We start from the raw sequence: 17059 nt of genomic DNA on the forward strand, positions 1-17059 counted from the left end.
ATACAAAGCCTTAGCCTTTAAAATATTCTCGGTAATACGAACCTTTCTCACACTCTATCTCATAGCGCAGCCTCGTTTGCTTCCTGTAAAGCTCTTCGGACAGCTCATTAAATTCACCTTCTGTGATAGATCCATGAATTAAATTGTTGAATAAATTATTAAGATGTTCAGTTAATTCTTGAAGTTTTTTTTCTTTCAATGAACGTCACCCTTTAAAATAATTTTCATCTTCTAAAATTATATCAAATAAAACGTTTTCATACGATATATTTTTTACTGAATTATCGTATTAAAGTGATGAAAGTATTTTTTAACCACCGAAAAACAATCAAAGAGCTCAGAGAAATCATTAATTACATGATTTGGGCAAAAAATAAGTGGATAAAGACCGCGGACAAAAAGGCAAATGGTATCAACCGTTTTGACAAAAGCATAGGATGAAAAGAAAAATGAAACGAGAAAAGGAGAATGAGTATGCACTATACACCTTATTATCATCAGTGGCAGACCCCAGTGTACTACGGCTGGCAGCCATATAGTTATTATGTGCCGAATCACTATCACACCAGCGAACAGTTTCAGCAAAGAAACGGTAAATTAAAGGACTACGGACCAAGGCCATTTGTGATTAACATTAATGAAGCGTCAAAGCAAAACAATACGTACCGCACTGCTTTATGGACGGGAACACATTTACAAGTGACGTTAATGAGTCTAAAGCCAGGTGAAGATATCGGCTTAGAAATCCACCCTAACGTTGATCAATTCCTGCGTATTGAACAAGGGCAAGGCGTTGTTCAAATGGGCAAAAGTAAAAACAATCTAACCTTTAAACGAAAAGTCTACGATGATGATGCGATATTTATCCCTGCCGGAACATGGCATGATGTCACCAATATCGGTACCACTCCGCTAAAACTTTACTCCATCTACGCTCCTCCAAACCACCCATTCGGTACAGTTCATGTGACAAAAGCAAATGCCTTAGCTGAAGAACATTAACTAACATAAGCTCGCTAGAAAATCGGTGTACTACCTTTTCTAGCGAGCTTTTTTTAACTTGCTATACATAAAGGATTTTATAGCCAAAGAAAGAATTATAGAATAAACGAACCTTTTTAAACAGCTTAAAATAACTGAAAGGCAAACGGGCGATGAAATTATTTTATAAAATTCCTAAATCAAACGTAAATCCTTCCCTTAAACTAGCAAGAAAAGTTCTATATATATCGGTAGAAGCAGTCATTATGACCATGCTTGTGATTAAATCTTTTACTGTGGCTTATGAAAACGACATAAATTTAATTCTCAGACAGCTAAATGAACTAAAAGCTTCGATTGGCGGATTTGGCATAAACGAAGCTCTATTTTGGTTTATGATAAAATGCAGTATTTGTACCATCGTTACATTTGATATTTGCTTATATTTTCGAAAAAAGCTAAAAAGAAACAAAAGAGGTTTATGACTTATACGCTAAAGCTGTTACATCGGACCGCTGTTAATTTCCGTACAAGGCTTCGCTTTCCGCGGGCGGTCGATGAGCCTCCTCGTCGCTTGCGCTCCTGCGGGGTCTCACCTGTTCCGCTTTTCCCGCAGGAGTCTTCGCCTTGCCCTCCAATCAACAGCTAGAAGCATTTAAACACATGAAACCTACATTCAGCATACCAATAAAAAACCGAACAAGTTGGATTCACAATCAAGAATCAAACTCGTTCGGATCTTCCTTTAGCAAAAATACTTTTGCCCCAGCTCCATTTTTAATAGAAAAATAATAAAAGTAGAGGCATAGCACGCCTCTACTTTCTGTTTAGAAATCTACATCGATATCTTCTTGAATGGTTCCGGTCACTTTTTCACTTTTAATTAACTGACCTTCTTTAAACGTTTCTTCCTCATCCGTAACGGGTTTCAGCTGCTTATAAGAAGGAGCTGATGCAGAGCCAAGCTCTTTTTTAAGCAAGTGAATTTCTCCTAACAGCTCGGTTCTCAATGAATGAACTAACGATTGAAAATCTTCTTCGCGGCTGTCTTTCTGCCCGTTTTGTTCCACAAGCTTCGCTACATAATCCTGAAGTTCATTTGACTGCTTAGACTCATACTCCTCACGATTTGCAGCAAAACGTGAATTCATTTCTTGTTTTAGCAAGTCAATTTCGCCCAACAGCTCTTTTCGAAGTGAATGAACGAGCGACTCGACTTCATCTTTTTTATTCATTTTTTGCAAGTCTTGCTGTATGAGTCTCACTATATAGTCCTGCAGCTCGTTTGCCTGCTGTTTTTCTTTTAGAAATGAAGACACTTCTGACGGAATGTCAGCAGTTTCAATTGTAAAACTTGCATGTTCATCTCTATTACTTACGTTTTTTCCCCTTGCTCCCATCATATCTGCTGATAGATTCCCAGCTGTTAGAAACGCATTTGATAATAAGTAAAATGGTGCAGCCACCTGGGAGCTTAGCTGACCGTACCAATCGTCTAGCGCTTCCTTAAGGCGAGTGTGTTGATGACTCATGTATGCTCCCCCTTTTTAAGCGTGAACCGCTGCGTTTGTTTCATGTCTGCTTAAAATTTCAAGACCGTATAAATTTAACTTTCGTGTCTCCGGCAAGAAAAGATGGTTTTCTTCTCTGATTTCTTCCCCGTACATGTTATCAATCTGCTCTGCAATAAACTGTTGAAGGATAGGAGCCAGTCCTCCAATATAAATATATTTATAGACTTTATCTTTTGGCGATGGAAATAGATTTTCAACTTTTGTTAATAAAATTTGCGTGTATTCTCTAAGCGAAGCGTGAATAGGCTCCGTGAGATCGACTTTTTTCCCGCTGTTGCCGTCTCTTTGCTCCATTTTTGCTTTATGGATATTGGCAATAATAAATTCTTCTAATGAACGAACATCATCAAAATACTCAAGCAGCTTTTCATTTCTTAGCTTTTCAATATGCTTCAAATATGAAATATCCGTAAGACACTTCAACGAATTTCTGCTTTTAGGAGCTTGAAGCCCTGCAGGAAGCAGTGCCAGGTCAACCGTACCTCCGCCCAAATCTACAATTAGTGTTTCAAAATGTTTGAATGCATTTGCTTCTTCTCTATCTTGTAATTCAAAATCTTTTTTGATCGCCCAGCGAGCCACTTCGCTTTCAATACGGCATTTGCTCGTTTCAATGTTCACAGTGACCGTTTTTTCTAACCCAGGAGTCAATACCGTTACTGTATGCTCTCCTTGAAAACGTTCGGCCATCTTCTGCTGCATTTCACTGAATTTATTTGTTTTCTTAAGCAGCCAAATCGGAAGCATAGTCGAGAAAAAATTAATCGTCACATGATTATCCTCTTTGTCTTTTCCTTTAAGTATGTTGTAATAAGCAACTGAAGCTAAAAACATCACATAAGGAATATCAGATTCAGTTTTATTATGTAACTTATTAATATGGATATTGCCTAGCACGTGTTTCTCTGCGGCGTCTCCTACTAAATAATACTTTTCAACCCCTTCAATTGTGGTAGAAATCAGTAAATTTTGAAGAAGTAATTCCGGTTCATTTACACTTGAAGGAAAATGACCCTCTGCCTGATCTTTTGTGATTTCTACTACGTTTGTAGGAATTTCATAGTAATAACCATCCACTAGCGTTTGAAAAATTGAGTTACCAAAATCAACGTTTTGACGTTTGATATCCATCCTTGTTTCTCCCCTTTATCTTTTCGTGACAACACTAATAAGTATATATTTTCCTCATTTGTTTGTCTAAGTATTTAAATAATTTATGTTATTCGAAATTGACAATTAATTAATTTTAGACGGCTACTGTAATTGAAAAGCGCTTGAAATGCTTCTTTTTACCAGTACCCCTTTTTACAAAGAATGTAACATGTGACGCCGTGACTTCCTCTTAAATTTTTCGTAATATAAGCCTTTCTTTTATTTTTTAGAGACACGAGAAAACGAAGAGATGGAAACATAACTGAATCAACCCAATCGAAAGACGAACAAATGAGATAAATGAGTTGGACTGCTTTTTACACCGCTGATGATTTCCGTGCAGGACTTCGCTTTCCGCGGGCGGCCGGTGAGCCTCCTCGTCGCTTATGCTCCTGCGGGGTCTCACCTGTTCCGCTTTTCCCGCAGGAGTCTTCGTCTTGCTCTCCAATCACCAGCTAGAAGCAGTTACATACATGAAACCTACGTTCACCATAACAACAACCATAACAACAAAAAAACCCGAACCATCAATTAAATTAATGGTTCGGGTTTGACTTCAACTAACATACTTTGTCTAAGCCTCTTACTTTTTTTATTTATTGAAAAAGCCATTTGTTCGGTTTTCTTTGCGGATTTTCTGGCAGTTTACTGAAGCCTATTTCTTCAAGACCTTTTTCCAACGTCGCTCTTGTTTTGATTGTTCCAAAATCGACGCCTAAATCAACAACGGTTTGCGCAATTTCCGGACGTATTCCGGTAATCATCGTTTTAGTGCCGATAAGCTGTAAAGCTTTTACAATTTGAAAAATATTGTCCGCTACCATCGTATCGACGATCAGAACACCTGAAATATCAAATATTAAATAACTCAGCTGCAGCTGAGCACTTTTTTCTAAGGCTGTTTCCATAATAAGCTGCGAACGATGCGTATCAATTTGTCCAACGATTGGCATCACAGCGATTCCTTCAGAAAGAGGAACGATGGGAACTGATAATTCTTCTAGCGCTGCATAAGCGCGTTTTATGGTTTCGGTATTATGTTCTTCGTAAATTTCGACAAATATATGATTAAGCTGATCAAGCATCGGATCAATTTTTTTACTTACATCAAGCATCGTAATAGGAGCAAACTGCTTCTGCTGCAGCTCTTCTGTAAAAACACCCCATATCACTGTTCGAAACAGCGCGAGTGATTTTAACGTTTGACTCAACGAAAGTCCGTTTTCCACAGCCACTTTTCCTATATCTGTACCCCACTGAATGATTTTCTTTAAAACGACCGAGTGCTCTTCGAATAACGACTCGCCTAAATACTCAATGAGTTCTGCTCTCCATTTTAAAACTTCGCTTTCTTCATGGTAAACAAGCTTCCGCTTATATTCAGAGTCCATCAGATCAGAAAATTGTATCGCTAATTCCTGTTTATTATCGATAATTTTCTTCCCAATATATAACAACTCATCCCTCATTTTTTTCTTTATCTCCTTTAGTTAGCAGAATTAACGATTACATTTTATAACAATAGTTATGTCACAGACAATATAAAAATATAACCGAAATGAAAAAATTGTTAAGCCCTCCCTATTTGCTCTTCCCTACTCTTCTAATCGGTATAACGACCATAAAAATGATTGAGATTTCAGCGTTTGGGTAAAAACCTATTAAGAAATTATTTCTATACTTATAAGGGGGATTTATCAATGAGCAAACATAAAGGAACCGTTAAATCGTTCAACGAATCAAAAAGATCTGGATTTATCACAACCGAGGACGGATCAAAAGAAGTGTTCGTTCACTCCAATGCGATCGACCGTGAGGAATATAAAAACCTGTCAGAAGGACAAAAAGTAGAGTTTGAAATCCAAGAAGGAGCTAAAGGACCCAGCGCTATAAAGGTACACCCAGTTGACTGATAGAGTGACATTTACATACGGGCTATGAGTAGACTCTCGAATCGAATACTCTTCGAATAAAAACACCTCTTCGACTTTTGTTGGAACGAGGTGTTTTTTATGATGCAACTAATTCTACATTCAAAATTACTTACTAGTGGCTATTAAAAAACACAGTTCTAAAGTTGTCGGACAAGTATCCAAACATTTCCTCTATGAGTGAATACAGTATAGAGTACTGCAAAGAAAGAGTGATTATTATAAAAAAGTATTATTTCCATTACAATGATAAAGATGATAAATATTATGTAGAAAAATCTTATCCTCACAAGAAGAAAGCTTCCCTTAACAATAAGAAAGAGCAGCATCAAGAAGATGCTCCTGAGGAGGCACGCGGCTGGGCTTATGGTCTCGAAGAAGATAGCTCTGAAGAATCACAAGTTTGGACTTATGGACGCGCAGAAGATTTCTATGAGGAATCACATGATTGGGCTTCTAAGTGTAAAGAAGATAAAGACAAAAAAGGAAGCACGCGGGAGTCAGCATTTAGAGCGCTCAATTTAACGATGCCTCAAAATGTTCCTGCAAATACGTTTGTAAAAGCCGTTTTCCCAACTGAACAATTTGATTTAGCAAATGAATATAACCCGATTACTTCTACCTTCCGCCCCAAAAAAGATGGCGTATATTCCATCATTGCTACAATTGGATTCTCTCCTAACGACCAGATGCTAGATTATAGAACTCGCATTGAAATACGTGTAAATGGGACAACCGCTATCGCAATCGATAACGATTTCTTTGGCGGGAACACACCGTTTGTTAATGCGGTATCCGTGTCTACTATTTATAATTTAGAAGCTGGAGACCGCGTTGAAGTTTTTGTTCAAAGCAGCATAGCCGGTACAATCGTCACATCCGAAGATGGCTCACATTTTGAAGCAGCAAGATTTCCTTCTCCAACAAACAACTAAACAAATGGAACATTAGCTTTTAGAGAAAAGTATAAATCCCCTTTTGCAGATAGCTTCATATCTCAAAAAAGGGGATTTGTACTAAATTCAGTAATCTAACGGCAGAAAGTTTTTTAAGCGTTGGTATTTACATAATTTTTTAATAGATTTATTACATTTTCTTGTCCATTCTCTATCGCTACATCAAGCGGCGTTTGATCATCATCTTTTTTCACCTGAATCTGAGCTCCGTTTTCAACTAAAAGTTTGACGATGTCTTCTGCGCCGAGCAGGGCAGCTTCGTGAAGGCTTGTCCATCCGCCGCTTTGCTTGGCGTTGCTGTCTGCACCGCCCTGTAATAAAATCTCTACCACTTTTGTCTGTTTATTGGCAACAGCTGCGTGAAGCGGCATATTTTCATTGCTATTTTTCGCCCGAGCTTTCATGTTCGCTCCTAATGATAGCAATAGTTTTGCAGTTTCTTCTTTCCCAAAATACGAGGCTAAGTGAAGCGGTGTCCATCCGTCTGAATTAAATTCATTAATAAGTGCAGGGTTTTCACCAATCAAAACTTTTATTTCTTCATGATTTCCACTCATTGCGGCCTGTGTAAGTTCTTCCATTCTATCCATATGCCATTCCCCCATATAAAAGATGAATTACTTATCCTTCCATTTTATCACATATAACTGGAAAATAAGCGAATCGTATTTCTAATGAAGAGGCTAAAAATTATGTACGTCTACGTCATCTTCTGCTCTACCTCACTCACGCTTGCTTCGCTAACTTTTCCGTTACGCTGCCAAGCTCTTCAACTAACCGACTTAAAAATTCAGCCGTCTGGTCGATAGTCTGCAGTGATTGCAGCTGACGCACGGAAGCGGAAGAAATACTGCTGCTGCTTGCGGCTGATTGGTTCGCAAAAGAGGTCATCTCGCTGACGGCATGGAGCACCTGCGTAGATCCCGCTGCTATTTGCTGTGCGGAAGCAGCCGTTTGCTGAATTTGTTCATGAACGTACGTAGATGCGTCGGCGATTCGATTAAAAACATTTTCCGCTTCGTTGGCTAGTAAAATACCGTTTTTTACATCAGCAGTTCCTGATTGAATAAATGCTACGGCTTGAGACGTTTCTTGCTGAATATGCTGAATGAGTCTTGCTACTTGTTCGGCTGACTGATTGGATTGTTCTGCAAGTTTGCGAACTTCCGCTGCTACGACCGCAAACCCTTTACCATGTTCGCCTGCGCGCGCTGCTTCAATTGCAGCATTTAGCGCCAGTAGATTTGTTTGTGCAGCAATGCCTGAAATCACACTCATAATATCGTTGATTTCTGCAGAACGTTCTTTTAACTGATGAATAACGCTAGCTGCATGCTGAACAGAAGAATCGATTGTATGAATTTGTTGAATGGCTTCTTGAATTTTTTCTTTTCCCTGCACGGCTTCATTTGCTGTTTGATCAGAAGCTTCGCTGACTGCCGCTGAAGCCTCGGCTATTTTGGTTACGCCTTGCGTCATCTCTTCTAGAAACTCACTGCTTTTTTGAGCCATTATTACCTGCTGGTCCGCTCCTGCGGCTAGTTCTTGCATTGAAGCCGTCGTATGATGACTCGCTGCTTGCGATTCTTCTAAGCTTTCCTTTAAGTCAGCAACCGTTTGTCTTACCTGACCATTCGTTTCATGCAGTTTTTTCATCATGTCATAAATGATATGCTGCTTTTGTTTATTTTGCTGCTGAAGCTGTTTTGTATAATTTTTCTTTGAAGTAATTTGCCAAGCGGTCGCCCCTGATGTAAAAAGCAAATACGCCGCGTGAAGGCAAAGCATCGAAAAGGAATAAGAAGACGTTCCGAAAATAATCGGTGTAAAAAATGGCACGAAAAATCCCACTAGATGCTCGACGACAAAAATACCCGTCATTAACAATAATAGCTTTACATTTTCATAGTAGGAAAGAATGGCTATCACCATAAAAATTGAAAAGTGATACTCAACCATTCCTCCTCCGCCTATAACCGTGCTGATGCTTGAAAACGTGAGCGTTAGCGTCACAAACGCAGGTACTAGCTCATGCTTTTTAACATACAGTACAAGCAGCACACCAAGAAAAACAATAGGAAGCATCAAAAAGATCAATGACACTTCGCCTGGCGCTGAATTATGTTCCATCGACATGCCGGACATCTCCATCGGCCAAATACGATGAATGATATCTATGAGCAGAGAAAGTATCACTGCTCCGCTTGATAAAACAACCATTAACTTATGTTTATTCATATTTATCCCTTTCTATATTAGACAATACTTTCTTTATCTATAGAATCGGCTACAGATTGGTTTTTTTTATAGAAATTTACGTTATTTTTCCCCTGTCGTTTTCCTTCGTACAGCGCTTGATCCGCCTGTTTTAACAGCTCTTGAAACGATCCTACGTTTTCTGGATAATAAGCGGCTCCAATGGTCGATGTAGCCGTAAAGATGCAGGATTCAATACTCCATTCTTTTTGAAGCTCTCGGTGAATTCGTTCCATGATCTGCTGGATTTCCTCGCGCCTTTCAATGTGCCGAAGCAAGATAACAAATTCATCCCCTCCAAGGCGATACACTTCGTCACATGTGCGAATGCAAGACGTTAACCGATGCGCGTACTGAATTAAAAATGCATCGCCAATATCATGACCAAATTGATCGTTCACTTCTTTAAAATTATCACAGTCTAAAAACAGCAGGCCAAATCTTTCCTTTTGCTCGATCGCAGCCTGCACTTGTTTTTGCAGCATCATTCGATTCGGCACCCCCGTCAAACTGTCATGAAATGCCTTAAACTTCAGCTGATTTTCTAGGTTTTTTTGCGCAGTAATATCAGTTTGAATCAGCACGTAGCTTGAGATTCGGTGATGAATATCGGTCAGCGGAACAATGGTCTTATGGCTCCACACGATAACGCCTTCTTTTGTTATGCTTTTGACTTGCCCTCTCCAAACTTTTCCTTGGCCAATACTTTCAAGAACCCGAAAATCATAGCTTACATCAAATAACTCGTATGATTGTCCGATTAGCTCTTCTTTTTCATAGCCAAATATCGTACAGAACATATCATTGACATACCTAATCGTTCCATATGGATCCAGGACGCTTACGATTGCGGACTCATCAAGGGCATATTTCATGTTTGCTAAATCTTTCACCGTGTTTTCCAGCTTTATTTCAGCTACCTTTTCTTTCGTAACGTCCTGAGCAATCAAGTAAATACCCATCCATTCATTTTCCACGATGATGGGCACGTTTGTAACATATAAATAAATCATTCCTTTTTCTTTGTGCCACGCTTGGATTTCTTTGCTGTAGCTTTGGTCGTATATGATGTGATGCAGAGGCAAAGCACGAACATCAATCTTCAGCTCTTCTAGAAGCTGCATGTAAGAACTATTGATGATATTCTGCGTATCGTAGCCGAACATTTGCTCACAGGCAGGATTTGCTTGAACAATTTTACCGCTTAGATCCATCATACATATGGCGTTTTCATGGTTCATAAAAAGCGACTTATACCGCTCCATACTTTGGGCTAAATCTTTTTTTAACTTTTGGATATTTTTACTCATCACTAATAGGTGCGTACTATTGTCGGTATCATTAAAAATGGGGGTAAGCGTTGTTTCAAACGCTTCAGCTTCATCTGAGAAGGTATTTATGTCATGGTAGGTAACTGGCTTTTTTGTTTCCACCGCTTTTATATAGTAAGGGTAAAGAGAGTGATACGCTCGCTCAGAGAGTACGCTTTCTAGCCGCATGCCCACTTCTCCATGGTACCGTACAAGCTTAGCAGCCGCTTTATTCATTTTTTTATAATAAAGATGTTGGTTCTTTACTTCCGCCAAAAAAACCAGCTCATTCATTTGATCAAAATAAAATTCAAACATATGATCTTTCAACATGATAGGATGCATCTCCTTCGTTTTTTCACAGATGAACGCCCCCTGTACTTTACACTTCTGTATGAAATATACACTAGATCTTTTCACACACAAACTCAACTTTAAATGTACAAACAGTAGTTCTTTTGTATCATTACCTACCCTCCTTCACAAGAAGGGTAAACATGATGAACAAAAATAAAAGAGATTGAGGCATAACAAACCACTAGAAGCACCTACATACATGAAAGCTATCTTTACCACAACAATAAAAAGATCCGAACGCGTTTGATTCTAAATCAAACGCGTTCGGATCTTCCGTCAACTAAGCTACTTTTATTCCAGCCTCTTTTTTAAACCTACTTAATTCCGTAATATTCTTCAAGCGTAATGCCTTTACTCTTAATCGCCTGCGCCACTGGTTTGCCTACATAGCGCAAATGCCACGGCTCATATTTATAGCCCGTTACCGCGTCTTTCCCTTTTGGGTAACGAATAATAAATCCATATTCGGCTGCGTGGGCATCGAGCCAAGCTGCTTCTTTTGTTCCGCCAAAGCAGTCTTGAGCAGCACATGTGCCGTCTCCTTTTGTTACATCAATTCCAAGACCTGTTTCATGTTCACTCGTGCCTGGCAACGCGCTATAAGTTGCCGCTTTATCATAACCGTCTCGTTGAACATACGAACTAAAAAGCGCGCTTTGCGTTGCATGTGAACGGTAAGCTGATACGCCAAGAAGCGTAACGCCTTGTTTTTTCGCACCCGCAAATAACTGTGCAATAGCAGCGGCTGCTTCACTGCGCATTTTTTTCTTTTCCGTTTGTTCTTTGAATGTAAACGGAATCGTTGTATATACTAAATCTTTCGGAACGTAGTTTTCCGGAAGCTTGTTTTGTTTATTCACAACAACTTGTATACTTTCAGGGTTCGAAACCACTTTCATCCCAGCTAATGCTCGTACGTATTGACCGCTTACATAGCCAACCTTCCCTTGATACGTAATTTTCAGCCAGCCGTTTGCTGCTTTAGCCGTTACGTCGAGCTGTGTGCCGGCTTTCAGTGTTGCCATAACCGCACTAGAAGTTGAAGCAGCTGTTCGAACATTTAAATTCGCCGTTGCCACATAGACAGAAGCCTCCGGAGCTGGAGCTGGAGCCGGTTCAGAAGAACCCGTTGATTCTTTTACGTACTGCGTGCTCACGTAACCCGTTTTGCCTTGATAGCTTACTTTTAGCCAGCCGTTCGCTGCTTGTGCTGTCGACGTTAGCTGCGTGCCTTGTTTGACCGTTACAACAATCGCGCTTGACGTCGATGGAGCGCTTCGAATATTTAAATTTGCCGTTGTTACATAAGTTTTGGTCGTTGAACTCCCTGACTTTTTAACATACTCACTGCTTACGTAGCCCGTTTTGCCTTGATAGCTTACTTTCAGCCAGCCGCTTGCTGCTTGTCCAACTACCGTTAGCTGTGTGCCTTGTTTAACTGTCGCAATAATCGCGTTGGACGTCGATGGACCGCTTCGAATATTTAAATTCGCCGTGGTTGTATAGGTTTCCGCTGCTGCGCTTGCGACAGTTGGCTCACCCGTAAAATGTAAGGAATGAAGACCTAGAGTTCCAGCTCCTACAAGTGTAAAAGCAAGACCTGTTACCGCTAATTTTTTGTAAAATCTTTGTTTGTTCACTTCTGTCATTTTTTATACCTCATTTGCAAAATATAATAGAAATACATGTTGCCAGTTTAATAGATTAAGTGAAAACAGGATCCGATGTTTAAGCTCAATCTTAAACTAGCCACACTAAATAAAATCATTTGACGTCTAGAGGCTCTGTACATTTGTTCGTTCCAGCTAGCACGTACTTTTAGAATACCGGATAATCGTGTCAAAAGTATATCAAAATATTTCAAACTTGTTTCCAAACTGATACATTTTCAACAAAAATAGAATAATAGAGCAAAAACAGCAAAAAAACCCTTACGTTTACTACCAACGGCTTAGGGTAAAAAACAATTAAAAACAAAGATTGAGATGGTGATAAAATGAACACGGCAACGGATTTTTCCTCAACTGCGTTTCGAAAACCTCACACATTAAAACAGCATATTTTTGATACGCTTCATTTCTACTACCCAGCTTGTATTGACCAAAAAAACGGCGGGTATATCCATGAATACTACGACGACGGCACCGTCAACAACACGCATTCAAAGCACTTGGTAAGTACGGCGCGCTTTATTTATATCTTCAGTGTAGGGGCTCTTTTAGACGGACAGGATTGGTGCAAAGAAGCAGCTCAGCACGGCATTCGTTTTCTACAAAACAACCATTATGATAGAGAGCACGGCGGGTATTTTTTTGAAATAGCCGATGACGGAAAAGTCAAAGATGATTCTAAACAAGCATACGGCCACGCTTTTGCTCTTTTAGCTTCTTCCATCGCGTATCAAGCCGGTATTTTAGAAGCAAAAGAAACAATTGAACAGGTCTATGACGTGATGGAAAAGTACTTTTGGGAAGATGCGCACGGCTTTTACCGAGACGAATGGGACGCATCGTGGTCAGCTTCTTCTTTCTATCGAGGCCAAAATGCAAACATGCATATGTGTGAAGCGATGCTTTCTGCCTTTGAAGCAACAAGAGATAAAAAATACGTAGACCGGGCGTACACGCTTGCAAAAGGTGTTACTCAGCAGCTTGCTGAACGATCTGGCGGCATGATTTGGGAGCATTATAATACAGACTGGCAGCCGGATTGGGACTACAATAAAAACAATACAAAAGATGAATTTCGTCCGTACGGCTTTATACCAGGACATCAGTTTGAATGGAGCAAGCTGCTTTTATGGCTTGATCGGCACCGTTCGGAAAACTGGATGACAGAACGTGCAAAGTATTTGTTTGATAAGGGCTGGAACCGAGGCTGGGATGCTAAGTACGGAGGTCTTTACTTTGCGCTGTCTCCTCAAGAAAAGGTCATTGACCCGGATAAAAACTACTGGGTGATGGCCGAAGCCATTTCTGCGGCTTCACTGCTCGGGATAAAAACCGGAGACAGCGGATATTGGAAAGCATACGACGCCCTGTTCTCCTACTGTCAGAAACACTTTATCGATCACACATATGGAGGCTGGTATCAGCTGTTAAATCAACAAAACGAACGCTACAACTCGAAAAAAAGCCCGGCTCCTAAAACCGATTATCACCCTGTGGCAGCTTGCTATCAAACGCTGATAGCACTGAATTCTCTTTGAGAGAACGCTCATAAAGAAACCGTTTTCTTCCAGATGCGTTTATTTTGTTTATTTAAGGGAATTTACTTACTAACAATCAATGTTTCTACATTTCAGCAAAAGCACGACTATATATATGTAAGGAGTGAGGGCGATGTATTTTTACGCGTTAGCACAAGGAACAGATTCTGGAGATCCAGTAACACTGCATCATGAGAAAAAATTTTCAAAAAAAGAATTTTTAGAGATGTTTAATGAAGCGTTAGATGAGCTTGATACCCATCCAGCTCCAAGCGAGGTCGGCGAATACCTTTGCCGTGCATACGGATTTCAAGAAATTGAAATCGAGACGGGTGTTGTCTGCTACTGCGCTCCGTTTAGAAAGCTAGACGACTCGGATATTATAGAAGACCGCACGTACATGGACGCCACGACAGGAACATTAAAATACAACTAATCAAAAAGAAAGGTTGGATGTATGTGAAGACCGTACAGAACATTTATCGAACGAGTGAAGCTGTACCAGAATCGGGCGCTTACATTTGTGCGGAAGGTGAAATTAAACTCTTTCAAAAAGATGATCTTTTTACACCTTGCCCGCACACACGTGAATCAACGACGTGGAAGCCCGTAGATGACGCCTTTTCAACCGGAGAAGTGGTTCCGCAAACCGGGCGCTATACCGACGAAAACGGCAATCAAGTAAAGCTAAAAGAAAACGATTTATTCCCAAGATGCCTTCGTTCAGGTGAGCCTACGACGTGGAGGCGAGGATAACAAACAACAAAGAGGCTGAGATTTAGCCCAAGTGAAAAACAAACCACTCATTAATATATTTGATGAGTGGTTCGTTTTTTTGTGATGGTGAATATAGTTTGATCTGTTTTGTTCCTTCTAGCAGTTGATTGGAGGGCAAGGCGAAGACTCTCCTGCGGGAAAAGCGGAACAGATGAGACCCTACGAGGAGGCTCACCGGCCGCCCGCGGAAAGCGAAGCCTTGTACGGAAATCAACTGCGGTGTCATAAGCAGTCTAGCTCATGTATCTCCTTTGTTCGCCTTTAGATTGGATTCATTTCGTTATGTCTCAACCTCTTTTATTAAAGCTTATTTAAAAAATGAGTTCTTTTTTCTTCCTTTTAAGAGATCGCCCGTCCACCCTTTCATTCGTAAATAGAGATAAATGGCAATGGTCGAAAGCACAATTAAAATGAGTGCATAGATATAGCCAAACTTCAAATCAAGCTCCGGCATCCCTTTAAAGTTCATTCCCCAAAGGGCTCCAAAAGCCGTTAAAGGCGTACTGATGGCTGTCAGCAGCGTTAAAGCTTTCATAATCTCATTTCCTCTGTGAGTAGACACAACTTCTTCTAATTTAATTAACGCGTCAAATTCTTTTTGATATTGTTCAATTAGCGTGAGGCCAATTTCTATTTTTTTACACATCCGCTGATATTGAATCGTTTGGTTAATTTTTTTATGAAACGCTTCTTCGATTCCCATGGTAACTTCTCGAACAGAACTGATTAAATTTGTCCATATAAGCAGGTCATAGCGCGCTTTATGAATGTCATCTAACACGTCGATGTTATTATTATGGCGCACTTCCCACAGAAGCTCTCTGAAATGACTTTCAAACTGATCAAACCCATTTAAGTGCTTTTTCATAATTTCACCTAAAAGAATAAAAAAACTTTCCGCCGTATTAGCAGACTGCTTCATGCGTTCAATCATTCGTTCATGGTTGGTTTGTTCGAGGATTTTCAAATCCAGTCCCGCGGTTATAATAAACTCCTCGGTAATATAAAAATGAAACGAATCGTAATCCCTTTGATCAAATGACTTCTTATGATAAATGAGTGAACCATAAATGAGCTCACTTTCTCCTATTACATCTACTTGAATATGATTAGAGTTTTTCTTTTGAAGCTGATGGCAAAACCATTCATCTCTTGGATACTGATAGTCTTTGATTATATCAGCTATTCCATCGGCTTCTTCTAAATCAAACTGATACCATTTCCACTGATCGCTCGTCACGGTATTCATACTTTCCCTCTTTCCCCTTTTATTAAAATTTTTCCCTATATACAATCACTTAAAACCTCACACGCAAAATAAACATACATTTCATATCCATCTTTATAAAAAAGATGCTATAATAAATACGTTGCGCACCTGCGCATGTTTTATCAGTTTGAGAGGAGAATAACAGTGAAGAAAGATATCGCTTTACGTTCTTATCTGCTAGAAAGCGCACCAACTATGACGGAAGAATGGTATGAATCTTTGGATAAAACATCTTCTGAAGGCGTATATACCTCTAATGACCCTGACGTCATTCAACGCTTAAAAGCGCAAAACTATGAATTTCATTTATATATTAGCAACGTCTTTATAGAAGATGAAAAAAGCTTTTTTGAATCTTTTAACACGTGGCTAAATAAAGTTGCCAAAGACCAACAGCATCTCAGAACCCCCATTCAAAGTATTATTAAAGAATTTATGAACGTCCGTAAACAATACTGCGAGTATATTCGCCGATTTGCAGAACTTCATGATGACATCACTCAGCAGCATATCGATATGTGGAATGAAAAAGTAGTACGGGTATTTGATATTATTATTTTGAAATTCATCACAGAAGCGCAGGAATATGCCTCAAACCGCCTTCGCTCTCAGCAGGAAATGATTCATGAATTAAGTTCACCTGTTATTGTGATTAAAAAAGACGTGGCTCTTTTACCGTTAGTTGGAGATATTGATACGGCAAGGGCCAGAATGATCCTAGAAAGCACGTTAAAACAGTGTGCCGAGAAGCAAATCTCTCATTTGTATATTGATTTGTCAGGAGTGGTGATGATCGATACAATGGTCGCGCACGAGCTGTTTCAGCTGATAAATGCGCTTGATTTAATTGGCGTTAAATCGATTTTATCGGGCATTCGTCCTGAATTAGCCACTACTGCGATGCAGCTTGGTTTAAGTTTTGACCATATACGAATTAAATCGAATCTTGCTCAGGCATTAGAAGATGATTCAAAAATTGTCATTGCTTCTAATGCTCATTAATATAGAAACACAGATAAAAAAAACAGCCCGAGAAGGCTGTTTTTTTATTTTCGATGATGAATGTTTTCAGAACCCGATTCATCTTTTGTTTTCGTTTTATTTTTCTCTTCTTTTTGTTCAAGTCTTATATCTTCCATTGGCATAGGATCCACTGTTTCTTCTTCTTTGAAACGTTCAAACAACGTTTCGTCTTGATCTGTTACACGCTGCTCCGTTTCATCTCGTTTTTTTGGTGCATTTGAAATAGATCTTTTCTGGCGCTCTCCCATCGTTTTCTCCTCCTTT

General features: G+C 39.6%; 21 protein-coding genes. 9 read left to right on the forward strand and 12 right to left on the reverse strand.

The window, feature by feature from the left end; all coding sequences use genetic code 11:
• Positions 1–10: 10 nt before the first annotated feature.
• The gene (locus tag WKH56_RS23695) at positions 11–199 is read right to left on the reverse strand and encodes a hypothetical protein (RefSeq protein ID WP_028414680.1); all 189 of its coding nucleotides are present in this window, start codon (positions 197–199) and stop codon (positions 11–13) included.
• A 275-nt stretch (positions 200–474) separates the two neighbouring features.
• On the opposite strand from WKH56_RS23695, the gene WKH56_RS23700 reads away from it, so the two are divergent.
• Both WKH56_RS23700 and WKH56_RS23705 read left to right on the forward strand, forming a co-directional pair.
• A complete protein-coding gene (locus tag WKH56_RS23700; protein ID WP_063247472.1) occupies positions 475–1002 on the forward strand; it encodes a cupin domain-containing protein in 528 nt (175 codons plus the stop codon).
• 152 nt (positions 1003–1154) lie between these two features.
• On the forward strand, positions 1155–1466 hold the full coding sequence (locus WKH56_RS23705) for a hypothetical protein (protein ID WP_047750338.1): 312 nt from the start codon (positions 1155–1157) through the stop codon (positions 1464–1466).
• 1 nt (position 1467) lies between these two features.
• Here WKH56_RS23705 and WKH56_RS23710 read toward each other — a convergent pair whose 3' ends face one another.
• From WKH56_RS23710 to WKH56_RS23730, 5 genes are all read right to left on the reverse strand, one after another.
• Entirely contained in the window at positions 1468–1623 is a 156-nt protein-coding gene (locus WKH56_RS23710) for a hypothetical protein (RefSeq protein WP_165636103.1), read from the reverse strand.
• Between the two features lie 185 nt (positions 1624–1808).
• Positions 1809–2513, reverse strand: coding sequence for a hypothetical protein (locus WKH56_RS23715; protein WP_342836830.1), 705 nt, complete (start codon positions 2511–2513; stop codon positions 1809–1811).
• 15 nt (positions 2514–2528) lie between these two features.
• Positions 2529–3686, reverse strand: coding sequence for a ParM/StbA family protein (locus WKH56_RS23720; RefSeq protein ID WP_034268326.1), 1158 nt, complete (start codon positions 3684–3686; stop codon positions 2529–2531).
• A 338-nt stretch (positions 3687–4024) separates the two neighbouring features.
• Complete coding sequence (locus WKH56_RS23725; RefSeq protein WP_255906673.1) at positions 4025–4159, reverse strand: hypothetical protein; 135 nt, start codon at positions 4157–4159, stop codon at positions 4025–4027.
• A gap of 144 nt (positions 4160–4303) precedes the next feature.
• Complete coding sequence (locus WKH56_RS23730) at positions 4304–5176, reverse strand: STAS domain-containing protein (RefSeq protein WP_063247475.1); 873 nt, start codon at positions 5174–5176, stop codon at positions 4304–4306.
• A 231-nt stretch (positions 5177–5407) separates the two neighbouring features.
• Between WKH56_RS23730 and WKH56_RS23735 the strand changes: the two genes are divergently transcribed.
• Both WKH56_RS23735 and WKH56_RS23740 read left to right on the forward strand, forming a co-directional pair.
• Positions 5408–5620, forward strand: coding sequence for a cold-shock protein (locus tag WKH56_RS23735; protein ID WP_048019439.1), 213 nt, complete (start codon positions 5408–5410; stop codon positions 5618–5620).
• Positions 5621–5850: 230 nt separating this feature from the next.
• Positions 5851–6573, forward strand: coding sequence for a hypothetical protein (locus WKH56_RS23740; protein WP_342836878.1), 723 nt, complete (start codon positions 5851–5853; stop codon positions 6571–6573).
• Between the two features lie 113 nt (positions 6574–6686).
• On the opposite strand, the gene WKH56_RS23745 is transcribed toward WKH56_RS23740, so the two are convergent.
• The 4 genes from WKH56_RS23745 to WKH56_RS23760 form a co-directional block, all read right to left on the reverse strand.
• Positions 6687–7184, reverse strand: a complete 498-nt coding sequence (locus WKH56_RS23745; protein ID WP_154990075.1) for an ankyrin repeat domain-containing protein — start codon at positions 7182–7184, stop codon at positions 6687–6689.
• Positions 7185–7320: 136 nt separating this feature from the next.
• Positions 7321–8832: a methyl-accepting chemotaxis protein gene (locus tag WKH56_RS23750; RefSeq protein WP_342836833.1), complete on the reverse strand. Its 1512-nt coding sequence runs from the start codon at positions 8830–8832 to the stop codon at positions 7321–7323.
• A 17-nt stretch (positions 8833–8849) separates the two neighbouring features.
• A complete protein-coding gene (locus WKH56_RS23755; protein WP_342836834.1) occupies positions 8850–10493 on the reverse strand; it encodes a diguanylate cyclase domain-containing protein in 1644 nt (547 codons plus the stop codon).
• 338 nt (positions 10494–10831) lie between these two features.
• The gene (locus WKH56_RS23760; RefSeq protein ID WP_342836835.1) at positions 10832–12166 is read right to left on the reverse strand and encodes an SH3 domain-containing protein; all 1335 of its coding nucleotides are present in this window, start codon (positions 12164–12166) and stop codon (positions 10832–10834) included.
• Positions 12167–12513: 347 nt separating this feature from the next.
• On the opposite strand from WKH56_RS23760, the gene WKH56_RS23765 reads away from it, so the two are divergent.
• The 4 genes from WKH56_RS23765 (at position 12514) to WKH56_RS23780 (ending at position 14730) form a co-directional block, all read left to right on the forward strand.
• Positions 12514–13725: an AGE family epimerase/isomerase gene (locus WKH56_RS23765; RefSeq protein WP_342836837.1), complete on the forward strand. Its 1212-nt coding sequence runs from the start codon at positions 12514–12516 to the stop codon at positions 13723–13725.
• Between the two features lie 133 nt (positions 13726–13858).
• Positions 13859–14161, forward strand: coding sequence for a hypothetical protein (locus tag WKH56_RS23770; RefSeq protein WP_048019436.1), 303 nt, complete (start codon positions 13859–13861; stop codon positions 14159–14161).
• A 17-nt stretch (positions 14162–14178) separates the two neighbouring features.
• On the forward strand, positions 14179–14481 hold the full coding sequence (locus WKH56_RS23775) for a hypothetical protein (protein WP_342836839.1): 303 nt from the start codon (positions 14179–14181) through the stop codon (positions 14479–14481).
• Between the two features lie 108 nt (positions 14482–14589).
• A complete protein-coding gene (locus WKH56_RS23780) occupies positions 14590–14730 on the forward strand; it encodes a hypothetical protein (protein ID WP_342836841.1) in 141 nt (46 codons plus the stop codon).
• Positions 14731–14809: 79 nt separating this feature from the next.
• Here WKH56_RS23780 and WKH56_RS23785 read toward each other — a convergent pair whose 3' ends face one another.
• Positions 14810–15751, reverse strand: a complete 942-nt coding sequence (locus tag WKH56_RS23785) for a magnesium transporter CorA family protein (protein WP_048019434.1) — start codon at positions 15749–15751, stop codon at positions 14810–14812.
• Positions 15752–15916: 165 nt separating this feature from the next.
• Here WKH56_RS23785 and WKH56_RS23790 point away from each other — a divergent pair, with 165 nt between their 5' ends.
• Complete coding sequence (locus WKH56_RS23790; protein WP_098999166.1) at positions 15917–16774, forward strand: STAS domain-containing protein; 858 nt, start codon at positions 15917–15919, stop codon at positions 16772–16774.
• 44 nt (positions 16775–16818) lie between these two features.
• Here WKH56_RS23790 and WKH56_RS23795 read toward each other — a convergent pair whose 3' ends face one another.
• The gene (locus WKH56_RS23795) at positions 16819–17043 is read right to left on the reverse strand and encodes a hypothetical protein (RefSeq protein ID WP_029323273.1); all 225 of its coding nucleotides are present in this window, start codon (positions 17041–17043) and stop codon (positions 16819–16821) included.
• Positions 17044–17059 lie beyond the last annotated feature (16 nt).

Source organism: Priestia sp. SB1, assembly GCF_038898415.1.